The organism is Methylorubrum sp. B1-46 (assembly GCF_021117295.1).
GTDB lineage: Bacteria > Pseudomonadota > Alphaproteobacteria > Rhizobiales > Beijerinckiaceae > Methylobacterium.
This window is the reverse complement of the sequence record NZ_CP088247.1, coordinates 2299405-2322155: the sequence shown is the minus strand read 5'-3', so window position 1 is coordinate 2322155 and position 22751 is coordinate 2299405. Positions and strand designations below refer to the sequence as shown.

Sequence of the window (22751 nt, the reverse complement as noted above, 5' to 3'; positions counted from 1 at the left end):
ACCCGCATATCTGTAAGCAACCGAGCCTGTCGCGCGGTTGTCTCAACCGCATGACTTGCTTCCGTTGATCCGATCCTGTGTGGATCGGAGCGCCAGATCGGCTCGGATCCGTCATCCAGCTCTCGACAAACCACAACATAGGTTTATGTTGGCGGCCATGCAGCCCGTGATCCAGTGCCTTCGCAAGGTCGATCATGCATTCGCCGTCGCCGATTCGACGGCCGGGGAACGCGTCCTTGATGCGTTGAACGAGCTGGAAAGCGCCTATCGGCGGCCCAGCGAGCGCATCGTCGCTCTCGAAGCTGTGCTGCACGAGTTCGACCGCCCTGGCCGGGTAGACGGAACGCCCTTCAGCCGCCTCCTGCGCCTCGCCGTCGAGCGGCGGCAGAACAAGTGGTCACGCCACGCCTGACGCGGGCTCTCACGCCGTTCACGCGCCATCTGCAGGAGCACCCTGGCGGAGCGGCGCGCGCGGGATGCGCCGCGGTGAGCGACATGCCGTTTGACATGGGCGGAGGCTGCGACTAACGGGGCCGCTCTCCCGGACCCTTTCCCCCTATTCGTCCCCAGAGGTTTGCAGCCGTGGCTAGACCGGAACTCGGCGTCAAACGCCAGTGCATGAATTGCGGTGCCAAGTTCTACGATCTCGACCGTGATCCGGCGACCTGCCCGAAATGCGGAACGATCTACCAAGTCGCGACTTCCCGCGTCGCCCCGCCCGTCGCCAGCCGCTCGACGGATGACGACGAGGACGAGGAGGAGAAGGGCGGCCCGGAGATCGTCTCCCTCGATGAGGCCGAGGCCAGCGAGGACGATACCGATATCAACGTCGACGACGACGAGGGCGGCGACGACTCCAGCGGGGGTGCGGACGACGACACCTTCCTGGAGGAAGAGGACGGCGACGACGACGTCTCCGACCTGATCGACAACGACTCGGACGGCGACGAAGAGGGCTGACGCCTCCCCCCTGGCGGCTGAGCGAACCCGTTCAGCCGCCGAAGCGCTCGGTGCGGACCACGCCCGGCTTCACCCCGGCCTCCACCAGCAGGTCGGCCACGGTGCCGACGAAGCCGTTGCCGCCGCAGACGAAGGCGTGGCGCGGCATGCCGAGGCACTCGATCGCCGTACCGATCATGACGCGGTCGACGCGCCGCCCCGCGGTCGCCCCCTCGCGGGTGAGAAGCAGAGTCAGATCGAAGCCGGTCTCGTCGCGGGAGCGGGCGGCGAGCTCCACCCGCGCAATGGCTTCGGCGGCCTTGCGGGCCGAGTAGATCAGCAGCATCGGCACGTCGGGGGCGCGCAGAGCCCGCTCGCGCACCATGGCCAGCAACGGCACGACGCCGGAGCCGCCGCCGATCAGCAGAACCGGGCCGCCATCCTCCGCCCCCCAGGTGAAGGCGCCGAGCGGCCCGCGCAGCTCGATCGCGTCGCCGACCTCGGCCACCGCGTCGAAGAAGCCCGAGACCTCGCCCGCCTCCAGCCCCTCGATCATCAGTTCGAGGCCGGCGGGATCGCCCGGTGCCGAGGCGATGGAGTAGCTGCGCTGCGCTTGGTAGCCGTCGGGTGCGGTGAGGCGCACATCGACATGCTGACCGGCCCGGTGCGGCCGGTCGAGGGGATCGAAGCGGAAGCTCTTCACCCGCGGCGTCACGGGCGTGATCGCCCGGATCGTCGCGGCCCGCCAGGATGACGGTGCGGGCGAAGGTGGGGACGCAACGCCGTTCACGTTGGCCATCCTCTCAATCGCCGCTGAAACGCTGCTCACGCCAGGGATCGCCGTACATGTGGTAGCCCCGCAGCTCCCAGAATCCGGCCTCGTCCTTCTCGGTGAAGCGCAAGCCCTTCACCCACTTGGCGCTTTTCCAGAAGTAGAGATGCGGCACGAGCAGGCGCGCCGGGCCGCCATGATCGGGCGGAATCGGCTTGCCGTCGTAGAGCGTCGCCACCATCGCCTTGCCGCCGGTGAGATCCGCAACCGGCACATTCGTCGTGTAGTCGTCGTGGCTCTCCGCCAGGAGAAAGCCCGTCGGTGCCGCAAGGCCGGCCGCCGCGAGGATGTCGTCGAAGCTCACGCCCTCCCAGGCGGTGTCGAACTTGGACCACTTGGTCACGCAGTGGATGTCGCCGCTCCAGCGGGTGCGGGGCAGTTGCGCGAACTCGTCCCAGCTCCAGCTCGCCAGCGGCCGCGAGCCCTGGCGCAGGGTGAAGCGCCAGCCCTCTGTCGCAACACGCGGCGTCGGCCCGAGCTGGAGCACGGGAAAGTCGTCGGTGAGGTACTGGCCCGGCGGGAGCCGCTCGCGGATCGCCGCGGCAGGGGGCCGCCCGGTAAAGCCTCGCGTCGCCATCACGCTCCTCCGCCGTCTCGCCTTCGTCTCGCCTGCCGGAGGCCGTGCGCCCCCTCGCATCCGGCAGAAGTCCCAGGGGCGGCAACGAGGCTTGGCCCGAAAGCGTTCCGCCAAGCCTCGCTCGTCCGCGAGGTCGTCGCGTGAGTTGTCAGGCGGGCCGGGACAGGTCGGAACGGGGAAGCCGCAGGATGCGCGGCCGCCAGATGCCGAGCACGACGTTGAGGATTGCAACGGCGAGGATCACCCACAACGTGTTGCGCTCGGCCGCGAGCGCACCCGTAAGGGTGGCCGGATCGATCTCGCCTCGGAGCGCGGCGGCGCTGCGGCGTGCCTCCTCCTGTATCGGCCCCTGGATGCCGACGAAGCCGCCCTCGAACACCAGCACGCCGGTGGCGAGCTTGACCCAGGCCCAGCCGGCCTCGCGGAAGCCCGGATGCAGCGCGACCGCCAACAGCCCGGCCACCAGTGTCAGGGCGAGGGAGGGCAGGAAGATCCACGTCGCGACCGCTTCCATCGCCCCGCGCATCAGGGCGTAACCGGCCAGTGAATCCGGCGGCGGGGTGTGGCTCAGGAGGACGACGAGGCAGGCCATCGCGCCCATCAGCCCGACCGCCCCCATCGTGTGGAGGAACTTCAGTAGGCGTCGCATGTCGGTGCGCCCCGCCGTGGCAACCCTCGGTGGAGTGTAAACGCAACAGAGCCGGCAAAGCGAGGCCGGTCCGATCGCCCCGTCCGTCCTGGCGCCTCATGTTTCGGTGATGAAGGCTGGAGAGCCGCTCTGAGCGAGCGCTGCGCGAGCCTGCTCAACCGACATCGCTCTGAACGCGAGAAAAAATCGGCCCAGTCCGCCACTCGCTTGGTGCCCCTCGACGGTACAGAGGAAGCGAGCCAGCGCCGCGGTTCCGAGACCGGCACAGCGGACGAACAATGTCATGCGCCGGAGATCGGCGGACTCGTGGGCCGCGATGACATGAGCGGCGGGCAGACCGGCCAAATGGGCGAGGGCGAGGAGGGCTTCCGGGATGCGGCCGTTGCTCAACCAGTGCTGAATGTCGCTCTCGTCGAGGCCGATTTTGATGCGCAGGGCAACGGCCGCTTCGGCCCTCGCGTAGTTCCGAACCTGTTGCTGACCTTTGTTCATGCGCGACCGCGCCTGTTCGTAACGTCGCTCGCGCAGTACCGCCGCCCGGCGCCGCGGATCGAGATCCGTACGGCGCTCCAATCCCTCTGCCAAAACCTCTTCAACCTCGATGCGCGTGGCCAGCAGCAGCAGGGTCCTGTCCGAAAGCTGCGCCCCCGTATTGGCAAGCAGCAGGCCGAGAACGGTCTCGTCCCCTCGGGCCGCGACGGCGTCGCAGACCGACGCGCTCAGCTGTGCCCGTCCCGCGATGGCGGCCAGATGTTCCTGGCCGCGGCTTTGCGCAAGATGAAGCAGGGCCGCATCGGGAATTGCGATTCGACTGCGCAAGATCGGTCCGGCGACCGGACCGGCCTGATCGGCCGCGAGCTGCCGCACGAGGCCGGGCGGCGCTTCTGTCAGGGCGCCGACATGTTCCGCCACCGCCTGCCGCGCCTCGGGTCCCGCACCGCCGATGAGGCGTCCGAACACCTCATCGAAGGTTTCGAGATGGGTGTTCGAGAGCACCGAGGACATGCCGACGAGCAGCTCGGTCACCCCCAAGAGCATCCGCTGATGGTGGGATGTGTCGGCCGTCTCCAGGATTTGGTCGATCGTATCGACGAGGTCGGCAAGGCTGCTCAAGGGAGAACCGTTCTTCGATAGGCGATGCCTAGAGCCGTATCCGACCTGACTGCATCAGGCCGGCGGCTCCAAGCTTCTGTCTTGGCGCGCTTTCTTCCGACGAGCCGGCATCCACTTCGTCGGAAGACGCTCTGGAACTCGCGCAGGGTTCAACCTCACGCTGCGCGTTGCGCCGGACGTGATGCCGTTGCGTCGTGCACAGGTTGATGGACGGCATTCACCGGTTCGCGCCCGGGATGTTGAGGCCAAGGCCGGACAGGAGGGGCGGGCGCCCTCGACGCGGTATCCCAGGCACGGTGCGACCCGTCTCAGCGGAGACGGGCCGCCCACGCGCGTTCAGGCGGATGGCAATCGGGAGCGTGATCTCGGGGGACATGCTGAATGCTGATCGCGCGAGGCGCCGGTCGTGCCGACAGTGCGATCATCAAAGGGCAGCGGGCTTTCCCGCCACCTAAATCCCAAAGTGCAGAACGATCATCCAGGTCACAAAAGGTCTCAAATAATGTAATATTTATCTCAAAGAACGAAAACAGGCATTTATATCTCAATTAACACGCTCAATGCCTCATCGGGGCGCGTGTCGCCACGATAACAACCTCTCGCAATCGAGCTGGCCATTCGCTCCGTCCATCACCTTCGCACGGATCTCCCGCCGCACGATCGCGTCCTGATCGACACATCTCCGACTCCTCGACCATTGGGATCTACCAGTCGGACGACGCCAGAACGGGTCTTTCGGCCAGCCCCATCCGACTTCGAACCATTGACGAGACAGCGCCAGCTGAAGCGGTCTCAGCTCCAACTTAGACTTGGAATAAATTGTTGTTTCTCAGCAACGACTGATCTTATCGCGATACCTTAACACAAAATATGCGCGCGTATGCTTGCCGCCCTCGCATTGTCATACGTAAACGCGCCGAACCGGCTCCGTGGAGCCCGCTCTCGAATCGGAACGGTCATGAGCAGCGTAGCGCAAGGGAGACAGCATCCCGTCACACCGGGATCGGCTGCGCTCATCGCAGGCTCACGTGCCCTGCTTGGCCTTGCTCTATCCTGGCCCGTCGCAGTTCATGCGCAGACCGTCCCCCCGGAGGGTGCCGAGGCCGTGCTGTCCGAACTTTCTGTCACGGGCAGCGGCGAGCGGGCGGGCGGGCCCGTCGTCGGCTATCGCGCCACGCGCTCGGCGACCGCGACGCGCACCGACACGGCGCTTCGCGACACGCCGCAATCGATCCAGGTCGTGCCGCGCGAGGTTCTGGTCGATCAACAGAGCGTCCGCCTCACCGACGCGCTCACCAATGTCAGCAACGTCCAGCCCGGCGGCACCATCCAGGGGCGCTCCGACACCTACATCCTGCGCGGCTTCCGCACCCAGACCTACGCCATCGACGGCCTCGTGCTGAACCCGGCCAACGCCTTCCAGCCGACGCAGCGTGATCTCGCCAACGTCGAGCGGGTGGAGGTGCTGAAAGGTCCGGCCTCCGTGCTCTACGGCCAGGGCGATCCCGGCGGCCTGATCAACATCGTCACGCGCCAGCCGACCCTCGTCCCGTCCGCCGACCTCACCGTCCAGGGCGGCTCCTTCGCCTTCCGGCGGGTCCAAGGGTCGGTCTCGGGCGCGATTCCGAGCGTCGAGGGTCTCGCCGCCCGCTTCAGCTTCGGCACACAGAACGAAGCCACGTTCCGCAATTTCGGCGGTCCGGAAAACTCCCGGCACTTCTTCGCGCCGGCCTTCGTCTGGACCCCCGATCCATCGACCCGCGTCTATCTCAACGCCGAATTCACCCGTCAGCACAGCCAGTACGACGAGGGCCTGATCGCCTTCCGCGGCCGGGTGCCGCTCGACAACGTCCGCCGCTTCTACGGCGAGCCGTGGTCGCGCTATTATGGCGAAGCGAACTCGATCACCTTGATCGCCGAGCACGACGTCAACGAGAACCTGACCCTGCGGCAGGCGGTCAACGGCCAGTGGGGCGCGTTCAATCTCCTCGCGACCCGGGCGACGGGCGTGAACGCCGCCGGCACCACGGTGACGCGGCGCCTCACCGAGGGCGATTCGATCTACCACTCCATCGACAGCCGGACCGAGGCGGTCGGCCGCTTCATCGATCCATTCGGCTTCCGCCACACGGCACTGGCCGGTTTCGAAATCGTCGACGGCTACCGCCACCCCTACACGACGCAAGGAGCCGCGACCTCGGTCTCCTTCCTCAACCCGATCCGGGGCTCGGTGCCGCAGGTCGGTACGCTGACGCTGCAGAACGACCTACGGCAGAAGCTCAGCCTGTTCGGCGCCTACCTGCAGGACCAGATCGAGTTCTTTCCCGGCCTGCAGCTCGTGCTCGGCGTGCGGTTCGACACCGCCGACCAGCTCTACTACCAGCGCACACCGGCCAATCCGAACCGGCCGCCGGAGCAGAACCTCACCGGCACATCACCGCGGGTCGGCCTCGTCTGGCGCCCGGTGGAGCCGCTCACGCTCTACGGGAGCTACACCACCTCCTTCGTGCCGCAGACCGCCAACATCCTCAACGTGGCAAGCCCGCCCCCGGAGACCGGCGAGCAGGTGGAGGTCGGCGCCCGCTTCGACCTGATCCCCGACCAGCTCACGGTGAGTGCGGCCGCCTTCCGCATCCTGCGGGCGAACGTGGCCGCCTCCGATCCGGTCAATACCGGCTTCTCGATCATCACCGGCGAGCAACGCGCGCAGGGGTTCGAGGGCGACATCGCCGGCGAGATCCTGCCGGGCTGGAAGATCATCGGCGGCATCGGCTACCTCGATGCGGAGGTCACCCGCGACCGCTTCATCCCGGTCGGCAACCGCCTGCCCGCGGCGCCGGTCTTCAGCACCAGCGTGTGGTCGACCTACCAGTTCCAGGGCGGTCCCCTGCGAGGCTTCGGCTTCGGCGGCGGGCTCACCTATGTCGGCGAGCGCTTCGGCGACATCACCAACACCTACAAGGTCGGCGCCTATGCCCGCCTCGACGCGACCGTGTTCTACGAGATCGACCCGACCTGGCGCTTCGCCGTGAACGGCCGCAACCTCACCGACCGGCGCTACATCGAGCAGCCCTTCAACCAGTTCAACAACCTGCCCGGCGCGCCCCTCACGGTGCTCGCCAGCCTGGCGGCGCGCTACTAGAGCATCGTGCCGGACACCGGATCCGGCACGATGCTCTATCCTCTTGTTTCCACATCGTCTTTTTCCAAAATTCGGCGACCACCCTTCGGGACGATGTTCTAAGGGGCGCCGCTCGAGAGCCGAACGATCCTTCTTCGGAGCGCCATGCCGTCAGCCTTCTCCCCCGTCCGCACCGTTCTGTTTCGCATGCATTGGGCGCTCGGCCTCACCGCCGGGCTCGTGCTCGCGCTGGTCGGAGCCACAGGTGCGCTGATGAGCTACGAGGAGGCGATCACCGCTCTCGCCAACCGCGATCGCGTACAGATCGCGGCACAGGAGCGGGCGCCGCTGGCGCCTTCGGTCCTGGCGGCTCGGATCGAAGCGCAGCATCCGGGGCAGCGGGTCGCCGCGCTGACCCTCTCGGGCGAGACCGGCCGGAGCACCGTTCCCAGCGCCGTGGCGCGCTTTGCCCGCGCACGGGCCGGCGGCGAGCGACCGCCTTCCGTCTACGTTGACCCCACCGACGGGACCGTGCTCGGACCGGTGCGGTTGGAGGGGTTCTTCGGCACGGTGCGGGCGCTGCACCGCTGGCTGCTGCTCCCCGGCGAGGGCAAGGGCTGGGGCCGCACGCTCACCGGCGCCAGCGCCCTCGCGCTGCTCGCCTTCCTCGGTAGCGGGCTGTACCTGCGCTGGCCCGGACGGCACGGCTGGCGGGGCTGGCTCCGGCCGAACCTCGCACGGCCCGGCCGCGCCCGCTGGTGGTCGCTGCACGCGGTGGCCGGGACGTGGCTGCTGCCGATCTACGCGGTGACCGCCCTGTCGGGCCTGTGGTGGTCCTACGATGGGTATCGCGCGGGCGCAACGTGGCTGCTCACGGGACAAGCGCCCAAGGAGCGGCCCGAGACGCGCCCCGCCGGCCGCGTGTCCGAGGGCCGCAACCCCGACGGCGTCCCGGCGGTCGATGCGGCCTGGGCCGACTTCGCGGCGACGCGAACGGCCGCCCTCGCGACCCTTACCCTGCCGGGACCGGAGGCGGCGGCGATCCGCATCCGCTGGCACGCCCCAGATGCGATCCTTCGCAACGAGGCCACCTACGACGCTCGCACCGGCGTCCCGCTCGGCGACCAGCGCGCCGCTGATACGAGCTTCGGCCAGCGCGTCGCCGACAACATGCTCGAAGTCCATCGCGGCCGCTTCTTCGGCGCGCCCGCCGCTCTGCTGTTCTGCCTCGCGGCGCTCGCGCTCCCCGGCTTTTTCGCAACCGGGCTGACGCTCTACGCCCTGCGCCGCCGGGCCGGGCGGCGGGCACCCGGCCGCGCGCCCCGGCCGGCCGAGGCGTCGGCGGGCGGATAACGCCTGGGCGCCCGCCGCGATCATCGAACTCGGGTTCCGAGTCCGGGTTCTCGCAGGAAGGCGAGAGAGATCGGGTCCGGAAATGGGTGTGTCATCAACGGGAAACCGCCTGCTCCGGGCGCTGCCGCCGGAAGAGCTGGCGTTGCTCCTGCCGCAGTTCGAGCGCGTTCAGGTCCAGAAGGGCGACATCCTCTGGTCCGTCGGACATCCGCTGGATTTCGTCTATTTCCCGGAAGCCGGGCTGTCCTCGAACGTCGCCGTCATGAGCGAAGGGCGGCGCATCGAGGTCGGCTGCTTCGGCCAGGAGGGCATGGTCAGCACCGCCAGCGTGCTGAACGCCGACCGCGCCCCGCACGAGCTTATGGTCCAGGTCGGCGGCCCCTGGCTGCGGATCGGGGTCGGCGCATTCCGCGAGGCGCTGCGGAGAAGCCCGGCCCTGCACGACCTGCTGCTGCGCTACACCCACACGGTGATGATGACTGTGAGCCAGACGGCGATGTCGAACGGCGCCTACACCGTCGAGGAGCGTCTGGCCCGCTGGATCCTCATGGCACATGACCGGCTGGAGGGCGACGAACTCTCGCTGACCCACGATTTCCTGTCGATCATGCTGGCGACCCAGCGTTCCACCGTGACGCTGGCGATCCAGGCGCTCGAAGGCTACGGCGCGATCCAGGCCCGGCGCGCCCTGATTGTCGTGCGCGACCGCGGAATGCTCTGCGATCTCGCGGGAAACAGCTACGGTCCGGCGGAGGCCGCGTACGAGCGCCTGATCGGCCCCTTCCGGAAGACGGCCGCCGCATCCCTCGACTGAGGAGGCCCGCCGGCCCTGTCTACACCAAACCCACCGTTTCCTTCGGGAACCGCATCGAGAAGACGGCACCCTGCCCCGGTCCGTCGGAGCTCGCCTCGGCGCGGCCGCCGTGGAGCTCGGCGATACGCTTGACGATGGAAAGGCCGAGCCCGGTCGAGCCCTCGCCGCCGGTGGGCTTGGCCGACAGGCGCTGGTAGCGGCCGAACAGGCGGCCGGCATCCTCCGGGGACAGGCCGGGGCCCTGGTCGGCCACCGCGCAGACGTAGTCGCCGCCCTCCTCCCGCACGCTCACCGTGATCGCGCCGCCGGGATAGGAATACTTGATCGCGTTCGAGACGAGGTTGTCGAACGCCTCGCGCAGCCGCTCGGCGTCGCCGCAGAGATGGAGCGGCGCGGCGAGATCCAGGGTCAGGCTCTGGCCCTTCGAATCGGCCAGCGGCCGGTTGGCCTCGCAGACCTCGCGGGCGAGACCGGCCAGATCGACGGGTTCGCGTCGCAGGGTGATGTCGAGGGCGTCGTTCATGGCGTCGGCCATGAGGCTGTCGATCATGTCGATCAGGCGTGTGGCCGAGGTGCGGATGTGATCGACTTGGGTCCGCATCGCGGTGCGTGCCTGCTCCAAGCCGGACGGCTCATCCGGGTCGAGACCGATCAGGTCGGTCAGCATCTCGGAGCGGCCGAGGATCACCGAGAGCGGATTCTTCAGGTCATGGGCGATGGTGCCCAGGATCTCGGTCTTGAGGCTGTTGGCCCGGCGCAGGTCCGAGCGCTGCATGTCGAGGCGGCGGTTGGCGCGGATCAGCTCGGCGGTGCGCTCGACCACCCGCTGTTCCAGGGTGACGTTGGCGCGCTGCAGCCGCTCGTAGAGAATCACGTTGTCAAAGGCGACCGAGAGGCGTCCCGCCAGCAGGGTGATCAGCGCCCGGTCGGTGTCGGAGAGCGGTCGGTCGGTGTCGATCAGCGCGACGATCTCGCTGCCGCTCGCGGTCTGCACGTAGAGCGTGGAGAGGCCGTCGCCGAAGCTGTGGCGGCGTGCGGCGAAGGCCTGCTCGACCAGGGGCTGGATGCCGGGATCGAGCGGCCAGCCGGGATCGCGGCCGACATAGCCGCCGTAGAGCCCCGAGCCGGCGAGCACGCTGAAGCCGCCCTCGCGCTTGTGGTCCCGCTCGTCCTCGCGCAGCACGAGGATGCCGGCGCAATCGACGTTGAGGAGCGATGCAACCTGGGTCAGCACGCCTTCGGCCAGTCGCTGCATCGACTTGTGGTCGAGCAGCATCGGCGCGGCGTCGATGATGATCTCCAGGCCGCGCCGGGTCTCGTCGAGCCGCCGGAGTTGCTGATAGGCCCGGAGCGCCGCGGTGAGGCTGGTGAAGAGCTTGTCGGCGGTGAGTTCGGTCTTCGCCTTGTAGTCGTTGATGTCGTAATCGACGATGACGCGCCGCTCCGGCGCCTGCCCCGGCTGACCGGTGCGCAGGATGATGCGGACGGTCTCCTCCCGCAATTCACGGCGGATGTAGTCGACGAGCCGCAAGCCGGCATCGTCGGTCTCCATCACCACGTCGAGGAGCACGATGGCGACGTCGCGCCGCTCGGCGAGAAGCGCCCGCGCCTCCTGGGCCGAATGGGCGGAGAGGATGTCGAGGCCGCGCCCGTCGAGGCTGTATCCGGCGAGCGCGTAGCGGGTGCCCTCGTGCACGGCCGGGTCGTCGTCGATCACCGCGATCGTCCAGGCGCCGGCGCGGGCCGGTGCCTCCGCCGCCTCGTCGGGAATGAGTTCGAGCCAGTCGTCGTCGGGTGCGTCGTTCATCGCGTGAAGGCCTTTCGCGCTCTTCGAGGCCACCCGCATGCAAGTGCTGATCGCATCAGCGTCACGAGCGCTCTCTCGTCGCTCTTGGTGCAGCGGCGCGTGCGATGTTGCCGTTCGAAAGCACACACGTCGATGTTTATCCGGAATTTGCGAAGAAATCTTAGCGAAAGGTGGATGGCCTCAACACATCTCTCACCGGCCTGCGTCGAGCGGCTTCAATGATCGCGCCCGAGGCCGCTGTCATCCGCTCGGCAAGAGCCGTTGATGGTCGCCCCGGCGGCGTCGCCAAGTCCGATTCGATCGGGCATGGTGCGAGCGAAAGCTGTCGAGTCCGGCCGGGCGCACGCTTTTCGATTCGAGGGATCATCGAGGTGACGGGACGTTTCTCTTCATTCACGCGCATGTCTTCAGGCACGTGCATGGACGGCCGCCCATGACGCCGACCGGCCCCCACATCGCCGTCGTCGACGACGAGGCGGATGCCCGCGCCATGGTCGGCGAATACCTGCGCCTGCACGGGTTCGACGTGGCCCTGTGCGAGGGCGGCCGGGCGCTGCGGGCACATCTGCAGATCCGCACGCCGGACCTGATCGTGCTCGACCTCAACATGCCCGAAGAGGACGGCCTCTCCATCGTGCGGGACCTCAAGGCGCGAAGCCCGATCCCGATCATCATGCTGACGGCGACCGCGAGCCCGATCGACCGGGTGGTGGGGCTCGAACTCGGTGCGGACGACTACCTGCCCAAGCCCTGCGAGCTGCGCGAACTCGTTGCCCGCGTGCGCTCGGTGCTGCGGCGGGCGCAGGGCACGCCGGCGGCCCCTGCCCCAGCCTCTGCGCCGGCCGCCTCACCGGAAGCCCCATCGCGGACGATTCGGTTCGGAACGAAGTGGCTCGAACTCGACGCCCTGCGCCTGCGCGACGATGCCGGCATGGAGCAGCCGCTGACCCGCTCGGAATTCGATCTGCTCAAGGCCTTCGCCGACCATCCGAAGCGGGCGCTGTCCCGCGAGCGGCTGCTCGACCTGGCCGATGCCCGCGATCCGGACGCGTTCGACCGGGCGATCGACGTGCGAATCAACCGCATCCGCAAGAAGGTGGAGCCGGACCCGGCCAATCCGCGCTACATCCGCACCGTGCGCGGCCTGGGCTACATCTTCCGGCCCGAAGGCGACTGACCGCACGGCAGCCGCCGAATATTTCGTCGGCGCCGCGCTCGACGCAACAAACGCCCCTTGATCCGGTGATCCTGTGACCGGCGACGCAAAACGCCGGACACGCCCCCTCCCTAAACCTTCTCCATCGACGACGGCGAAGCCGCGAGGGGGATGTCATGCAGGGATTGGTTTCAATGATTGCCGTGAGCGCGGTGCTGTCCGCCGGCCTCGTCGCCGGTCTGGCCGCAACGGACGCCGCCGCCCGCCCGAAGCCGGCGGCGACCGCAGCACCGATGGAGGCACCAGCCTTCAAGGCTCCCGAAAGCCGCCCGTCGACGACGGTCTCGCCCTGTGCGGCCGCCTGGCCCTACCAGTCGACCGCCTGCGCCGCGGCCGGGCGCAAGGTGCGCGTCATCGCGCTGACCGGGCGCTGAGGAAGGCCGCCATGCCGCATTTCTCGAAGGAAGGCCTGGAGGCCTCGCCGGAAGCGCTGGCCAAGCTGCGGGAGATCCTGCACGGGCGCCAGCAGGGTGGCCGCGACGGCCGGGCGGTGCCGTCGACGCCGACCAAGGAGGGCCGTTTCGGCACCTCCGGCGGCCGAGGGGCGCCGGTGCGCCGCCGGCGCCGGACGGATCTGGCGGGGGTGTGAGAGCGTCTTCGGTCGCTGTCCCCACCGGGACGGGGGCGAGGCCCTTGTCGGGAGACGCGTTTCCGGCGACGATCCCGCTCCGAGGAAGGACGCTCCCGAGGGAGCCCGCGACGGGGCGAGGATGCGGGTCGGCCGGAAGATTGCCCTGGTCGGCGGTGTCCCGATCCTCGTCGCCGCGGCCATCGCGGCGGCAGGCTGGTTCCTGCTCGCCCAGGGCGAGCGCGCCCGCGCCGGCGCTCTTCTCGCCGCCCGCGTCTACCACGACCTGATCCAGGCGCGATCCGTGCGCGACGACTTCGTCACCGCCCGCGCCGACGCGCGCGACGCGATCGCGTCGCGCTTCTTCGACTTGGCCGGCAGGGCCGGTAGCGGTCTGGAGACCCTTCAAGGGCAGGCCCGCACCCGGCGACAGGCCGAGCGGGCCGCCGCGGCGCGCCAATCCCTCGACCGCTACGTGGCGCAAATGCGCGAGTTCTCGGCAGTCGCCCGCGAGAACGACGGCCTCATCGCCGAGATGGGCCGGCGCGCGAGCCGGCTGACCGACCTCGCCGAACAGGCCCGCCAGCGCCAGCAGGCCTCGAACGTCGATCTCGCCTGGACGCTGACGGGGAAGGTGAACCGGCTGCGCGCCACGCGGGACGCGGTGACGGGGCTCAACGCCGTGCTGGCCGCCGCATGGCAGCTCGCCCTCGGCCGGGAACGCGGCGCGTCGCCGGAGACGGGGCGCGCCGAGCGTACCCGCCTCGTCCATGCCGGCCGCGACCTCGCCGCGGCGCTGCGCGCCACCTCCCGCGAGATCGAGGCCGCGGAGGCCGAGCGGCTGACCGCCGTCGACAGCGCGCTCGATTCGGCCGCGGGCGACCGGCTGACCGAGTGGGGCGAGCGCCTGCTCAAGATCGTGACTTCCGAGCAGCGCACGCTCGACGACGAGGTGGCGCAGCTCCTCGCCTATGCGGGCGAGGCCAACGCAACGGGCCAAGCGACGCAGAACATCGGCATCACGACGCTCAAGCTCGGCCAGCGCACCGCCGAGGCGCTGGCGCGACGGGACGCGGAGGCCGTCTCCGCCATGCTCGGCGAGGGCGAGCAGCTCTCGGCGAGCGCCTCGGCCCTGCCGATCTCGCCGCTGATCCAGTCCGAGATGATCGAGGCCATCGACGGCTGGCGGGCGCGGCTTGCCACCACCGTCGACGGGCTCAAGCGGCAGAACGCGATGATCGCCGAGATGGACGGCCTCGCCGCCGGCCTGAGCGAGGCCGCCCGCGCGCTGAACGACGACGCGCTCGAGGATGCCGACCGGTTCGGCACCTTCCTGGGCCAGCTCCTCCTCGCCGGGGCGGCCGTCGGCCTGCTGCTCGGCGCGCTCGTCGCGCTGGCGGTGGCCCGCTCGATCCTCGTACCCCTGCGCCAGCTCCAGGGCGACATGATCGCGCTGGCCGCCGATCCGAAGGCGGAGGGACTCTCCGGAACGCAGCGCACCGACGAACTCGGCGACATCGCCCGCGCCACGAATTTCTTCGTGACCGAGATCGGCCGGCGCGAGCGGGCGCTGCGGCGGGCCAAAGACCAGGCCGACCACGCCCTGCACGATCTGCATCAGGCCCAGGACGACCTGATCCGCGCGGAGAAGCTCGCCTCGCTGGGGCAGCTCGTGGCCGGCGTCGCGCACGAGATCAACACGCCGCTCGGCATCGCGCTCACCACCGCGACGCTGGTGCGCGACGAGACGCGGACCTTCCAGGGCTTGGTTGCCGCGGGCACGCTCTCGCGCTCGCGCCTCACCCATTTCGTCGATCGGGTCGGGGAAGGGACGCAACTGCTCTGCGCCAACCTGACCCGCGCCGCCGACCTCGTCCACGGCTTCAAGCAGGTCGCGGTGGACCGGGCCAGCGACGAGCGCCGCCGCTTCGATCTCGATGTCTGGCTCGGCGAGTTGCTGGCGAGCCTCCAGCCGATGCTGCGCAAGGGCGGCCACAGGATCGAGCGCGACGTCCCGTCGGGCATCGTCGTGGACACCTATCCCGGCGTGCTGGCGCAGATCGTCACCAACCTCGTCGCCAACGCCGTGGTGCACGGTTTCGCCGCGGCCCGGCGGCCCGGCACCATCACGGTGCGGGTCTCGCAGGCCGGATTGCTGGTACGGCTGGAGGTGGGGGACGACGGAAGCGGCATCGCGCCGGAGCATCTCGGGCGGATCTTCGACCCGTTCTTCACTACCGCCCGCTCCCGCGGCAGCACCGGACTCGGCATGCATATCGTGCACAACCTCGTGACGGCCAAGCTCCAGGGCCGCATCGCCGTCGAGAGCGAGCCGGGCCGGGGCACGCGCGTGCGGCTCGAATTCCCGCGGACGCCTGGCGACGCCGAGCGGCCGGGCGCCGCCCGCCGGCCCGCCGGGGTGCCGGCACCGTGAGACGCCGCGCTCGCCCCGCGGCCCTCTTGGCCGCCCTAACGGCCGCCCTTGTTGCCGCTGCCGCCCTCCTGGCCAGCGCGTCGGCGGGACAGGCGCGCACCCTGGTCTACTGCTCCGAGGGCAACCCGGAATCCCTCGATCCCGGCCTCGTCACCACGACGACGGCGATGAGCGCGACGTGGCAGATGTTCAACAGCCTCGTCGAGTTCGCCCCCGGCACCACCGACCTGCGGCCGTCGCTCGCCGAATCGTGGCAGATCTCAGACGAGGGGCGGACCTACGACTTCACCCTGCGGGCGGGCGTGCGCTTCCACGCCCAGCCCGGCTTCACGCCGAGCCGCCCGCTCAACGCCGACGACGTGCTGTTCAGCTTTCTCCGCCAGTGGAAGCCGGACCACCCCTATCACCGGCTCGGCGGCGATTTCGCCTATTTCCGCGATCTCGGCCTCGCCGGCCTGATCGAGGGGATCGAGCGCCTCGACGAGCGTCGGGTCCGCTTCCGGCTGAAAGAGCCGGACGCGACCTTCCTGCCCAACCTCGCCCAGGCCTTCGGCGCCATCCTGTCGGCGGAATATGCCGAGCATCTCGCGCGCCGGGGAACGCCGGAGGCGCTCGCCCGCGCGCCGGTCGGCACCGGCCCGTTCCGCTTCGTCGATTACCGCCCCGACGTGGCCCTGCGCTATCGCCGTTTCCCGGATTACTGGCGCCGGCCGACCGAAGCCGAGGCGGGCGCGGTCGATGCGCTCGTGTTCTCGATCACGCCGAACACCGCCGTGCGGCTGACCAAGCTCAAGGCGGGCGAGTGCCACGTGATGGCCTTTCCCGGCACCGCGGATCTCGACGCGGTGCGGGCCGATCCCGATCTCACGCTGGTCTCGGGCGACGAACTGAACGTCGCCTATCTCGCCCTCAACACCGCGCGCCCGCCAATGAGCGATTCGCGGGTGCGCCGCGCCGTCAGCCTCGCCATCGACCGCCGCGCCATCGTCGAGGCCGTCTACGGGCCGGCCGGCACGGTGGCGCACAACCCGCTGCCGCCGGCGAGCTGGGCCTTCCACCGCGACCTGCCCGAGCCCGCCTTCGACCGCGAGGCCGCCCGGCGCCTGCTCGCCGAGGCCGGCTTTGCCGACGGGTTCGAGACCGACCTGTGGTTCCTGCCAGTGAGCCGGCCCTACAACCCCAACGGACGGCGCGTGGCGGATATGATCCGCGCCGACCTCGCCCGCATCGGCATCCGCGCCCGGCTGACCACCCGCGACTGGACCGCCTACCGGGCCGCGCTCTACGGCGGCGAGCCGACGATGATGCTCTACGGCTGGACCAGCGACAACGGCGACCCGGACAACTTCATGAACGTGCTGCTCGGCTGCCGGGCAGCGGCGCCGGGCGGCGCCAACCTCGCCCGCTGGTGCGATCCCGCCTACGACGCGGCGGTCCAGGCCGCCCGGCGCACCGACGACCGCGGAATCCGCACCCGGCTCTACCGGGACGCGCAGGCCCGCTTCCGCGAGGCCGCCCCCTGGGTGCCGCTCGCCCACACCGTCGTTCACATGGCGACCCGGCGCATGGTCACCGGCTTCCAGGCAGATCCGCTCGGGCGCACCCTGTTCGAGGGCGTGGTGCTGGCGGAGTAATGTTTTGCAGTGCCATATCTCGCATTGCGGCATATCATATATTATCCACTGGCGAGCGTGCATGGATGCCACGCTTGCGAGGCGGGTTGCGCTGCGGCCTACCGATATCCAGATGTGCGCCTTCTCCGCCATGGCGTGCGCTCTGGCTCGCGCGTTGCAGCGGGCGCCGTCCGGACCGGATAACCGGACGAACGGGGTGTTCCGGACGACAGGTGGGGGCCTCGTCAGGGGGACCCGACAGGGATGCGGATCGAGGCGGGCGTCGGAAAGGACGATGAGGTGAGCGAGGTCATGACCGACCCGGCCGAACAAGAGGCGAGTTTCCTCAACGAGCTCGGCCGGCGGGTGCGCCATGCCCGGACGGTGCGGGGACTGTCGCGCAAGCTGCTCTCGCAGGCCTCCGGCCTGTCCGAGCGCTACATCGCCCAGCTCGAAAGCGGCCAGGGCAACGTCTCGATCATCCTGCTGCGGCGCGTCGCCAACGCGATGGGGATGCGTCTCGACGATCTCGTCTCGAGCCAGGAGGCCTCTCCCGATTGGCGCGTTATCCGCGACCTGCTCGAACAGGCGAACCCGGACCAGATCGCCCTGGCCAAGGCGGCGCTCGAGGGCACGAGCGGCGCGGATGCGCACACGGTCCGGCGGCGCGTGGCGCTGGTCGGCTTGCGCGGTGCCGGCAAATCGACGCTCGGCCGGATGGCGGCCGCCCATCTGGGCTGGCGCTTCGTGGAACTCAACACGGAGATCGAGCGCGAGAACGGCCTGTCGATCCGCGAGATCTTCGCGATCTACGGTCAGGAAGGTTACCGCCGCTTGGAGCAGAAGGCCCTTCGCGGCCTCGCCGAGCAGCCGGGCCCGATGGTGCTCGCCACCGGCGGCAGCATCGTCGCCGAGCCGCTGACCTACGACCTGCTCCTCTCCTCCTTCTACACTATCTGGCTTCAGGCCCGGCCCGAGGAGCATCTGCAGCGGGTGCGCGACCAGGGCCATGTCGAGGGCAAGGGTGACCCGACCTCTGTGCTCGAAGACCTGCGCGCCGTCCTGCTCAGCCGCGAGCCGCTCTATGCCCGCGCCTCGGCCACGGTGGACACCTCCGACGTCCCGGTCGAGACCATGGCCGCACGCCTGATCGAGGTGATCGAGGATCGCTTCAGCGGCCACGACAACGGCAGCAAGCGCCCGATCGCGTAAGCGACGGCGCGATCCGCCGCAGGGTCGGGCACGACCTCTTGATGCGGCGGCGGGCGACACCAAGCTGTAGAACCTGCCCCGGCTGGGCGAAGACTCTTCTCCCGCTTGCCGCCCGCGCGATACGGGTCGTATCCACTTGCTCGGCGCAGCCGGGACAATCGGTTCCGCCCGGGTGTCGAGTCGCAAACGCTCTGCCGGCCGCGACCCGCATCGCGGCCCAGAGACCGAATGGACAGCCCGCGCTGTCGAGGAGGAATGCATGTCCGCCAGTCCATCGCTCAGCCCGGCCTCCGGGCGCGAAGGGATCGCCGGAATCGTCGATCCGCTCTGGACGCGCGTGCGCACCGAGGCGGAGACGGTGGTGCGCGACGAGCCGCAACTCGCCTCGTTCTTCGTGGCGACCATCCTCAACCATCCGAGCCTCGAAGCGGCGGTGGCTCACCGCGTCGCCACGCGGCTCGGCCACGCCTCGCTCTCGACCGAACTCGTCGCCCACGGCTTCCACGAGGCGCTCCAGGACGATGCGCATATCGGCCAGAGCATGCGTGCCGACATCCTCGCCGTCATGGACCGCGACCCGGCGACGACGCGGGCGATCGAGCCGCTGCTCTACTTCAAGGGTTTCCACGCGATTCAGGCGCACCGGCTCGCCCACTGGTACTGGGGCCAGGGCCGGCGCGACCTCGCACTCTACCTCCAGAGCCGGTCCTCGGAGGTGTTCCAGACCGACATCCACCCGGCCGCCCGGATCGGGCGCGGGGTGTTCTTCGATCACGCCACCGGCCTCGTCGTCGGTTCCACCGCGGTGATCGAGGACGACGTCTCGATCCTGCACGCCGTGACGCTGGGCGGCACGGGCAAGCATGGCGGCGACCGCCACCCAAAGATCCGCCGCGGCGTGATGATCGGCGCGGGCGCCAAGATCCTCGGCAACATCGAGGTCGGGGCCTGCGCCCGCGTCGCGGCGGGCTCGGTCGTGCTTCGCTCGGTGCCGCCGCATACCACCGTCGTCGGCGTGCCGGCGCGCGTCGTGGGCGCGGCCGGCTGCGCCGAGCCGGCCCGCTCGATGGATCAGCTCGTGGCGATGAGCGAGTTCGTCGACATCGCCGGCGGGATCTGAAGGCGGTTCACACCTCCGGCGGGTTGCCTGCCCTCCCCCGACATGGCAAGCCGCCGACCACCATCTGAATATCCCCCTCAGCGCTGCCGCCGGAACCCTGCGTCCCGGCACGCACCGCCTCGCAAAAAGGTTGACCGTGTGACCAAGACCGAAGTCGCCAAGCTGCAGGACTACCTGCGCCGCAAGTTCGCCAACGCCAGCATCCGCGTCGTCGCGATGAAGACCGGCGATTCCGCCGAGGTGTTCATCGGCGACGAGTCGATCGGCGTGCTCGCCGACGACAAGGAGGACGGCGACGATTCCTTCACCTTCCGCATGGCGATCCTCGACATCGACCTCGAAGAGGACGCCTGAGGCTCGCCTCGTCCGGGTCACGGATTTCGAACCTGGCGCCGCCCTTGGCCTTCCTGGCTGTGGGCGGCGTTAGCGTTAACGAAACGTCTTTCTTAACAAGACGTAAACCTTCGGTCAGACTGCGCGTCACATCCTGAGAAGGAGCGTCGCGTCATGACCCTGAGCCCGTCTTCCCTCGAAGCCATCCAGGCGCTCATTGTCGGCCTCGCGCTGGCGGGGCTGCTCGCGAGCGCCTTCGAATATGCCACGAACCGGCGCGCGAGCTTCCGCCTGCTGGAAGCCGGCGGCGTCACCGCCCTGGCCGCCCTGCCGATGATCGCGGTGGTCGCGCCCTTCATCATCCTGCGCAACACCGTGCGGGGCCGCCGCTTCGAGCACCGGCCGATCCCCTTCGTGATGATCGCGACGATGATCGCCTGCGGCTGGAGCCTGCTCTCGGGCCAGATCGCCCTCGGCATGGCCCACCGGCTGGCCGGGCTGTAACCGCGCGCGTGCATCGACTTTTTCGCGAAAGCCGGCGGCCGCCTTTCGGGACGATGCTCTATCCTCTTGTTTGTGCATCATCTTTTTCCGAAAGCCGGTGGCCACCTTTCGGGACGATGCTCTCGGTTACTGACGCACCCACATCACCCGCGCCATCCAGGCGACGTCGGCGAGCGGCACCATGCGATCCTCGTGGTCGGGGTTGAGCGAGGCCAGCTCGATGGTCCGCGCGGTGCGGCGGCGCAGCTCCTTGGCCAGCACCTCGCCGTTGGTGAGCCGGGCGACGATCCGGTCGCCCTTGCGGATGCCGGCATTGGGGGCAACGATCAGCACGTCGCCGTCGCGGTAGAGCGGCAGCATCGAATCGCCCTGCACCTCCAGGGCGAAGGCGTGGTCATCGCCGAGATCGGGAAACTCGATCTCGTCCCAGCCGGGGCCGCCCGTCGGAATCCCCTCCTCGGTGAACAGGCGGCCGGAACCGGCCTGGGTCAGGCCGACCAGCGGCACCATCGTGCGGGTCGGCGCCTGCCCGGAATCGACGAGATGCAGGAAGTCGTCGAGGCTGGCGCCCGTGGCCGCGAGCACCTTCGCGATCGATTCGGTGGAGGGCCAGCGCTTGCGCCCGTCGGGCCCGACCCGTTTCGAGCGGTTGAAGCTCGTGGCGTCGAGGCCCGCACGCCGGGCAAGGCCCGAGGCGGAGAAGCCGTGGCGCTCGGCCAACCGGTCGATCGCAGTCCAGATCTGCTCGTGCGACAGCATAGCGGCCTCAAACCGGCGCGTGTGCCGTTGAGACATACGGCCTAAAGTTAGGAAACTAGAACCCGCCGAACCCGGACGCAATCGGAGCATCCGGAGAGGCGAGTGTCGCATCTGAACGGCAAGCGGTGAAGACGTGGCACCCCGTATCCGGCATCGGTTGCCGCGGGGAAGCGCGCGTTCTATCGCTCCGGAAGATCGACCCTCGGAGACCGGATGGCCCTCGTCTACAAGATCTGTCCGCGCGACCTCTGGCGGGAGGCCGAGGCGCTCGGCCGCTTCACCGGTGCGCCCGTCGATCTCGCCGACGGGTTCATCCACTTCTCGACCGCCGACCAAGTCGCCGAGACCGCCGCCCGCCATTTCGCCGGACAGGATGACCTGCTCCTCGTGGCGGTCGAGGGCGACGACCTCGGACCGGCGTTGCGGTTCGAGCCGTCGCGGGGCGGCGCGCTGTTCCCGCACCTCTACGGCGACCTTCCCTTGCGCGCCGTGCGCTCCGTGACCGACCTCCCCCTCGGGCCGGAGGGACGGCACGTCTTCCCGGCGGAGATCGTTCCGGCATGATCGACGCGTTGTTTCCCCTCGCCCGGCCGCTGCTGCACGGGCTCGACGCCGAGACGGCGCACGACCTGACGATTCGCGGCCTCTCGCTGCTGCCGCCGCGCCGGCCGCCGGCCGACGACGCCGCGCTCGCCGTCGAGGTGTTCGGGCGGCGCTTCCCCAACCCGGTCGGCCTTGCCGCCGGGTTCGACAAGGGCGCGCGGGTGGCCGACGCGCTTCTGGGCCTCGGCTTCGGCTTCGTCGAGGTCGGCGGCGTGGTGCCCCGGCCGCAGCCCGGCAATCCGCGCCCCCGGGTGTTCCGGCTCCCCGGCGACCGGGCGGTGATCAACCGCTTCGGCCTCAACAGCGAGGGGCTCGACGCGGTGGCTGACCGGCTCAAGGCCCGCGAAGGCCGGGAGGGCATCGTCGGCGTCAATATCGGGGCCAACAAGGAATCGGCGGACCGGCTCGCCGACTACGTCGCCTGCACCGCGCGGCTCGCCCCGCACGTCGCCTTCATCACCGTCAACGTTTCCTCGCCCAACACGCCGGGCCTGCGCGATCTTCAGGGCGAGGCGTTCCTCGACGACCTGCTCGCCCGCGTGGTCGCCGCCCGCGACGAAAGCGGATCGAGCGCGGCGGTGCTGCTCAAGATCGCGCCCGACATCGCCCTCGAGGGACTCGACGCCATGACGGCGACGGCGCTCCGGCGCGGCATCCAGGGCCTCGTCGTCTCGAACACCACGATCGCCCGGCCCGCCACCCTCACGGAGTCCGCTCTCGCGAAGGAGACCGGCGGCCTGTCCGGCCGGCCCCTCTTCGGCCCGGCGACGCGGCTTCTCGCGCAGACCTATCTGCGCGTCGGCGAGCGGATCCCCCTGGTCGGTGTCGGCGGGATCGATTCCGCCGAGGCCGCCTGGACCAAGATCCGGGCCGGCGCGCGCCTGCTCCAGCTCTACTCCGCCCTCGTCTACGAGGGGCCGGGACTGGTCGGTACGATCAAGCGCGGCCTGAGCCAGCGGCTGCGGGCGGAAGGGCTCACGAGCCTCGCCCCGGTTGTCGGGCGGGACGCGACCGAACTCGCGCGGGGCGCGTGAACCGCCCCGTGCCCCGCCGTCGGAGTGCGGACACAATGCAGTTTTCTGCCCGCTGCACTTTGTTGCAACGCATCAAATTTCCAGGTCGCCCGCCTCCGCCCTTGACGAGATGAACCCTCGAGCCATTCCAGAAATAGGCACCTTCTGGAA

General features: G+C 69.5%; 22 protein-coding genes. 16 read left to right on the top strand and 6 right to left on the bottom strand.

Features of this window, described 5'->3' with window-relative positions:
* Positions 1–145: 145 nt before the first annotated feature.
* Both LPC10_RS10780 and LPC10_RS10775 read left to right on the top strand, forming a co-directional pair.
* Positions 146–412 (top strand): hypothetical protein, encoded by a 267-nt coding sequence (locus tag LPC10_RS10780; RefSeq protein WP_231346674.1) that lies wholly within the window; start codon positions 146–148, stop codon positions 410–412.
* 170 nt (positions 413–582) lie between these two features.
* Positions 583–960, top strand: a complete 378-nt coding sequence (locus LPC10_RS10775; RefSeq protein ID WP_231346673.1) for a TIGR02300 family protein — start codon at positions 583–585, stop codon at positions 958–960.
* Between the two features lie 31 nt (positions 961–991).
* Here the strand turns inward: LPC10_RS10775 and LPC10_RS10770 are convergent, their stop codons facing one another.
* The 4 genes from LPC10_RS10770 to LPC10_RS10755 form a co-directional block, all read right to left on the bottom strand.
* Complete coding sequence (locus tag LPC10_RS10770; protein WP_231346672.1) at positions 992–1738, bottom strand: ferredoxin reductase; 747 nt, start codon at positions 1736–1738, stop codon at positions 992–994.
* Positions 1739–1742: 4 nt separating this feature from the next.
* The gene (locus LPC10_RS10765) at positions 1743–2348 is read right to left on the bottom strand and encodes a sulfite oxidase-like oxidoreductase (RefSeq protein ID WP_166059244.1); all 606 of its coding nucleotides are present in this window, start codon (positions 2346–2348) and stop codon (positions 1743–1745) included.
* A gap of 148 nt (positions 2349–2496) precedes the next feature.
* The gene (locus tag LPC10_RS10760; RefSeq protein WP_231346671.1) at positions 2497–2997 is read right to left on the bottom strand and encodes a hypothetical protein; all 501 of its coding nucleotides are present in this window, start codon (positions 2995–2997) and stop codon (positions 2497–2499) included.
* 96 nt (positions 2998–3093) lie between these two features.
* Positions 3094–4110, bottom strand: a complete 1017-nt coding sequence (locus LPC10_RS10755) for a DUF2336 domain-containing protein (protein WP_231346670.1) — start codon at positions 4108–4110, stop codon at positions 3094–3096.
* 958 nt (positions 4111–5068) lie between these two features.
* On the opposite strand from LPC10_RS10755, the gene LPC10_RS10750 reads away from it, so the two are divergent.
* The 3 genes from LPC10_RS10750 to LPC10_RS10740 all read left to right on the top strand — a co-directional run bounded on the left by LPC10_RS10750 (position 5069) and on the right by LPC10_RS10740 (position 9398).
* Positions 5069–7252, top strand: a complete 2184-nt coding sequence (locus tag LPC10_RS10750) for a TonB-dependent siderophore receptor (protein WP_231346669.1) — start codon at positions 5069–5071, stop codon at positions 7250–7252.
* 144 nt (positions 7253–7396) lie between these two features.
* Positions 7397–8584 carry a PepSY domain-containing protein gene (locus tag LPC10_RS10745; protein WP_231346668.1) on the top strand — a complete coding sequence of 396 codons (1188 nt, stop codon included), beginning with the start codon at positions 7397–7399 and terminating at the stop codon, positions 8582–8584.
* Positions 8585–8666: 82 nt separating this feature from the next.
* Positions 8667–9398, top strand: coding sequence for a Crp/Fnr family transcriptional regulator (locus LPC10_RS10740; protein ID WP_231346667.1), 732 nt, complete (start codon positions 8667–8669; stop codon positions 9396–9398).
* Positions 9399–9417: 19 nt separating this feature from the next.
* Here LPC10_RS10740 and LPC10_RS10735 read toward each other — a convergent pair whose 3' ends face one another.
* A complete protein-coding gene (locus LPC10_RS10735; protein ID WP_231346666.1) occupies positions 9418–11244 on the bottom strand; it encodes a DUF3369 domain-containing protein in 1827 nt (608 codons plus the stop codon).
* Between the two features lie 394 nt (positions 11245–11638).
* Between LPC10_RS10735 and LPC10_RS10730 the strand changes: the two genes are divergently transcribed.
* The 9 genes from LPC10_RS10730 to LPC10_RS10690 all read left to right on the top strand — a co-directional run bounded on the left by LPC10_RS10730 (position 11639) and on the right by LPC10_RS10690 (position 20205).
* Positions 11639–12382, top strand: a complete 744-nt coding sequence (locus tag LPC10_RS10730) for a response regulator (protein ID WP_231346665.1) — start codon at positions 11639–11641, stop codon at positions 12380–12382.
* Positions 12383–12555: 173 nt separating this feature from the next.
* A complete protein-coding gene (locus tag LPC10_RS10725) occupies positions 12556–12795 on the top strand; it encodes a hypothetical protein (protein ID WP_231346664.1) in 240 nt (79 codons plus the stop codon).
* Positions 12796–12806: 11 nt separating this feature from the next.
* A complete protein-coding gene (locus tag LPC10_RS10720; protein ID WP_231346663.1) occupies positions 12807–13010 on the top strand; it encodes a hypothetical protein in 204 nt (67 codons plus the stop codon).
* Positions 13011–13131: 121 nt separating this feature from the next.
* On the top strand, positions 13132–15423 hold the full coding sequence (locus tag LPC10_RS10715; RefSeq protein WP_231346662.1) for a sensor histidine kinase: 2292 nt from the start codon (positions 13132–13134) through the stop codon (positions 15421–15423).
* Entirely contained in the window at positions 15420–17057 is a 1638-nt protein-coding gene (locus tag LPC10_RS10710) for an ABC transporter substrate-binding protein (protein WP_231346661.1), read from the top strand. The genes LPC10_RS10715 and LPC10_RS10710 overlap by 4 nt, the downstream gene beginning before the upstream one ends.
* Positions 17058–17348: 291 nt before the next feature.
* On the top strand, positions 17349–18248 hold the full coding sequence (locus LPC10_RS10705; RefSeq protein WP_231347016.1) for a helix-turn-helix transcriptional regulator: 900 nt from the start codon (positions 17349–17351) through the stop codon (positions 18246–18248).
* 259 nt (positions 18249–18507) lie between these two features.
* Entirely contained in the window at positions 18508–19368 is an 861-nt protein-coding gene (cysE, locus tag LPC10_RS10700) for a serine O-acetyltransferase (protein ID WP_231346660.1), read from the top strand.
* A 138-nt stretch (positions 19369–19506) separates the two neighbouring features.
* Positions 19507–19722, top strand: coding sequence for a DUF3126 family protein (locus LPC10_RS10695; RefSeq protein WP_003604163.1), 216 nt, complete (start codon positions 19507–19509; stop codon positions 19720–19722).
* Between the two features lie 153 nt (positions 19723–19875).
* Positions 19876–20205, top strand: coding sequence for a hypothetical protein (locus tag LPC10_RS10690; RefSeq protein ID WP_231346659.1), 330 nt, complete (start codon positions 19876–19878; stop codon positions 20203–20205).
* A gap of 126 nt (positions 20206–20331) precedes the next feature.
* Here the strand turns inward: LPC10_RS10690 and LPC10_RS10685 are convergent, their stop codons facing one another.
* On the bottom strand, positions 20332–20964 hold the full coding sequence (locus LPC10_RS10685; protein WP_231346658.1) for a helix-turn-helix transcriptional regulator: 633 nt from the start codon (positions 20962–20964) through the stop codon (positions 20332–20334).
* 213 nt (positions 20965–21177) lie between these two features.
* Here LPC10_RS10685 and LPC10_RS10680 point away from each other — a divergent pair, with 213 nt between their 5' ends.
* Positions 21178–21528, top strand: coding sequence for a DUF952 domain-containing protein (locus LPC10_RS10680; protein WP_231346657.1), 351 nt, complete (start codon positions 21178–21180; stop codon positions 21526–21528).
* Complete coding sequence (locus tag LPC10_RS10675; protein WP_231346656.1) at positions 21525–22601, top strand: quinone-dependent dihydroorotate dehydrogenase; 1077 nt, start codon at positions 21525–21527, stop codon at positions 22599–22601. The genes LPC10_RS10680 and LPC10_RS10675 overlap by 4 nt, the downstream gene beginning before the upstream one ends.
* Positions 22602–22751: the final 150 nt, after the last annotated feature.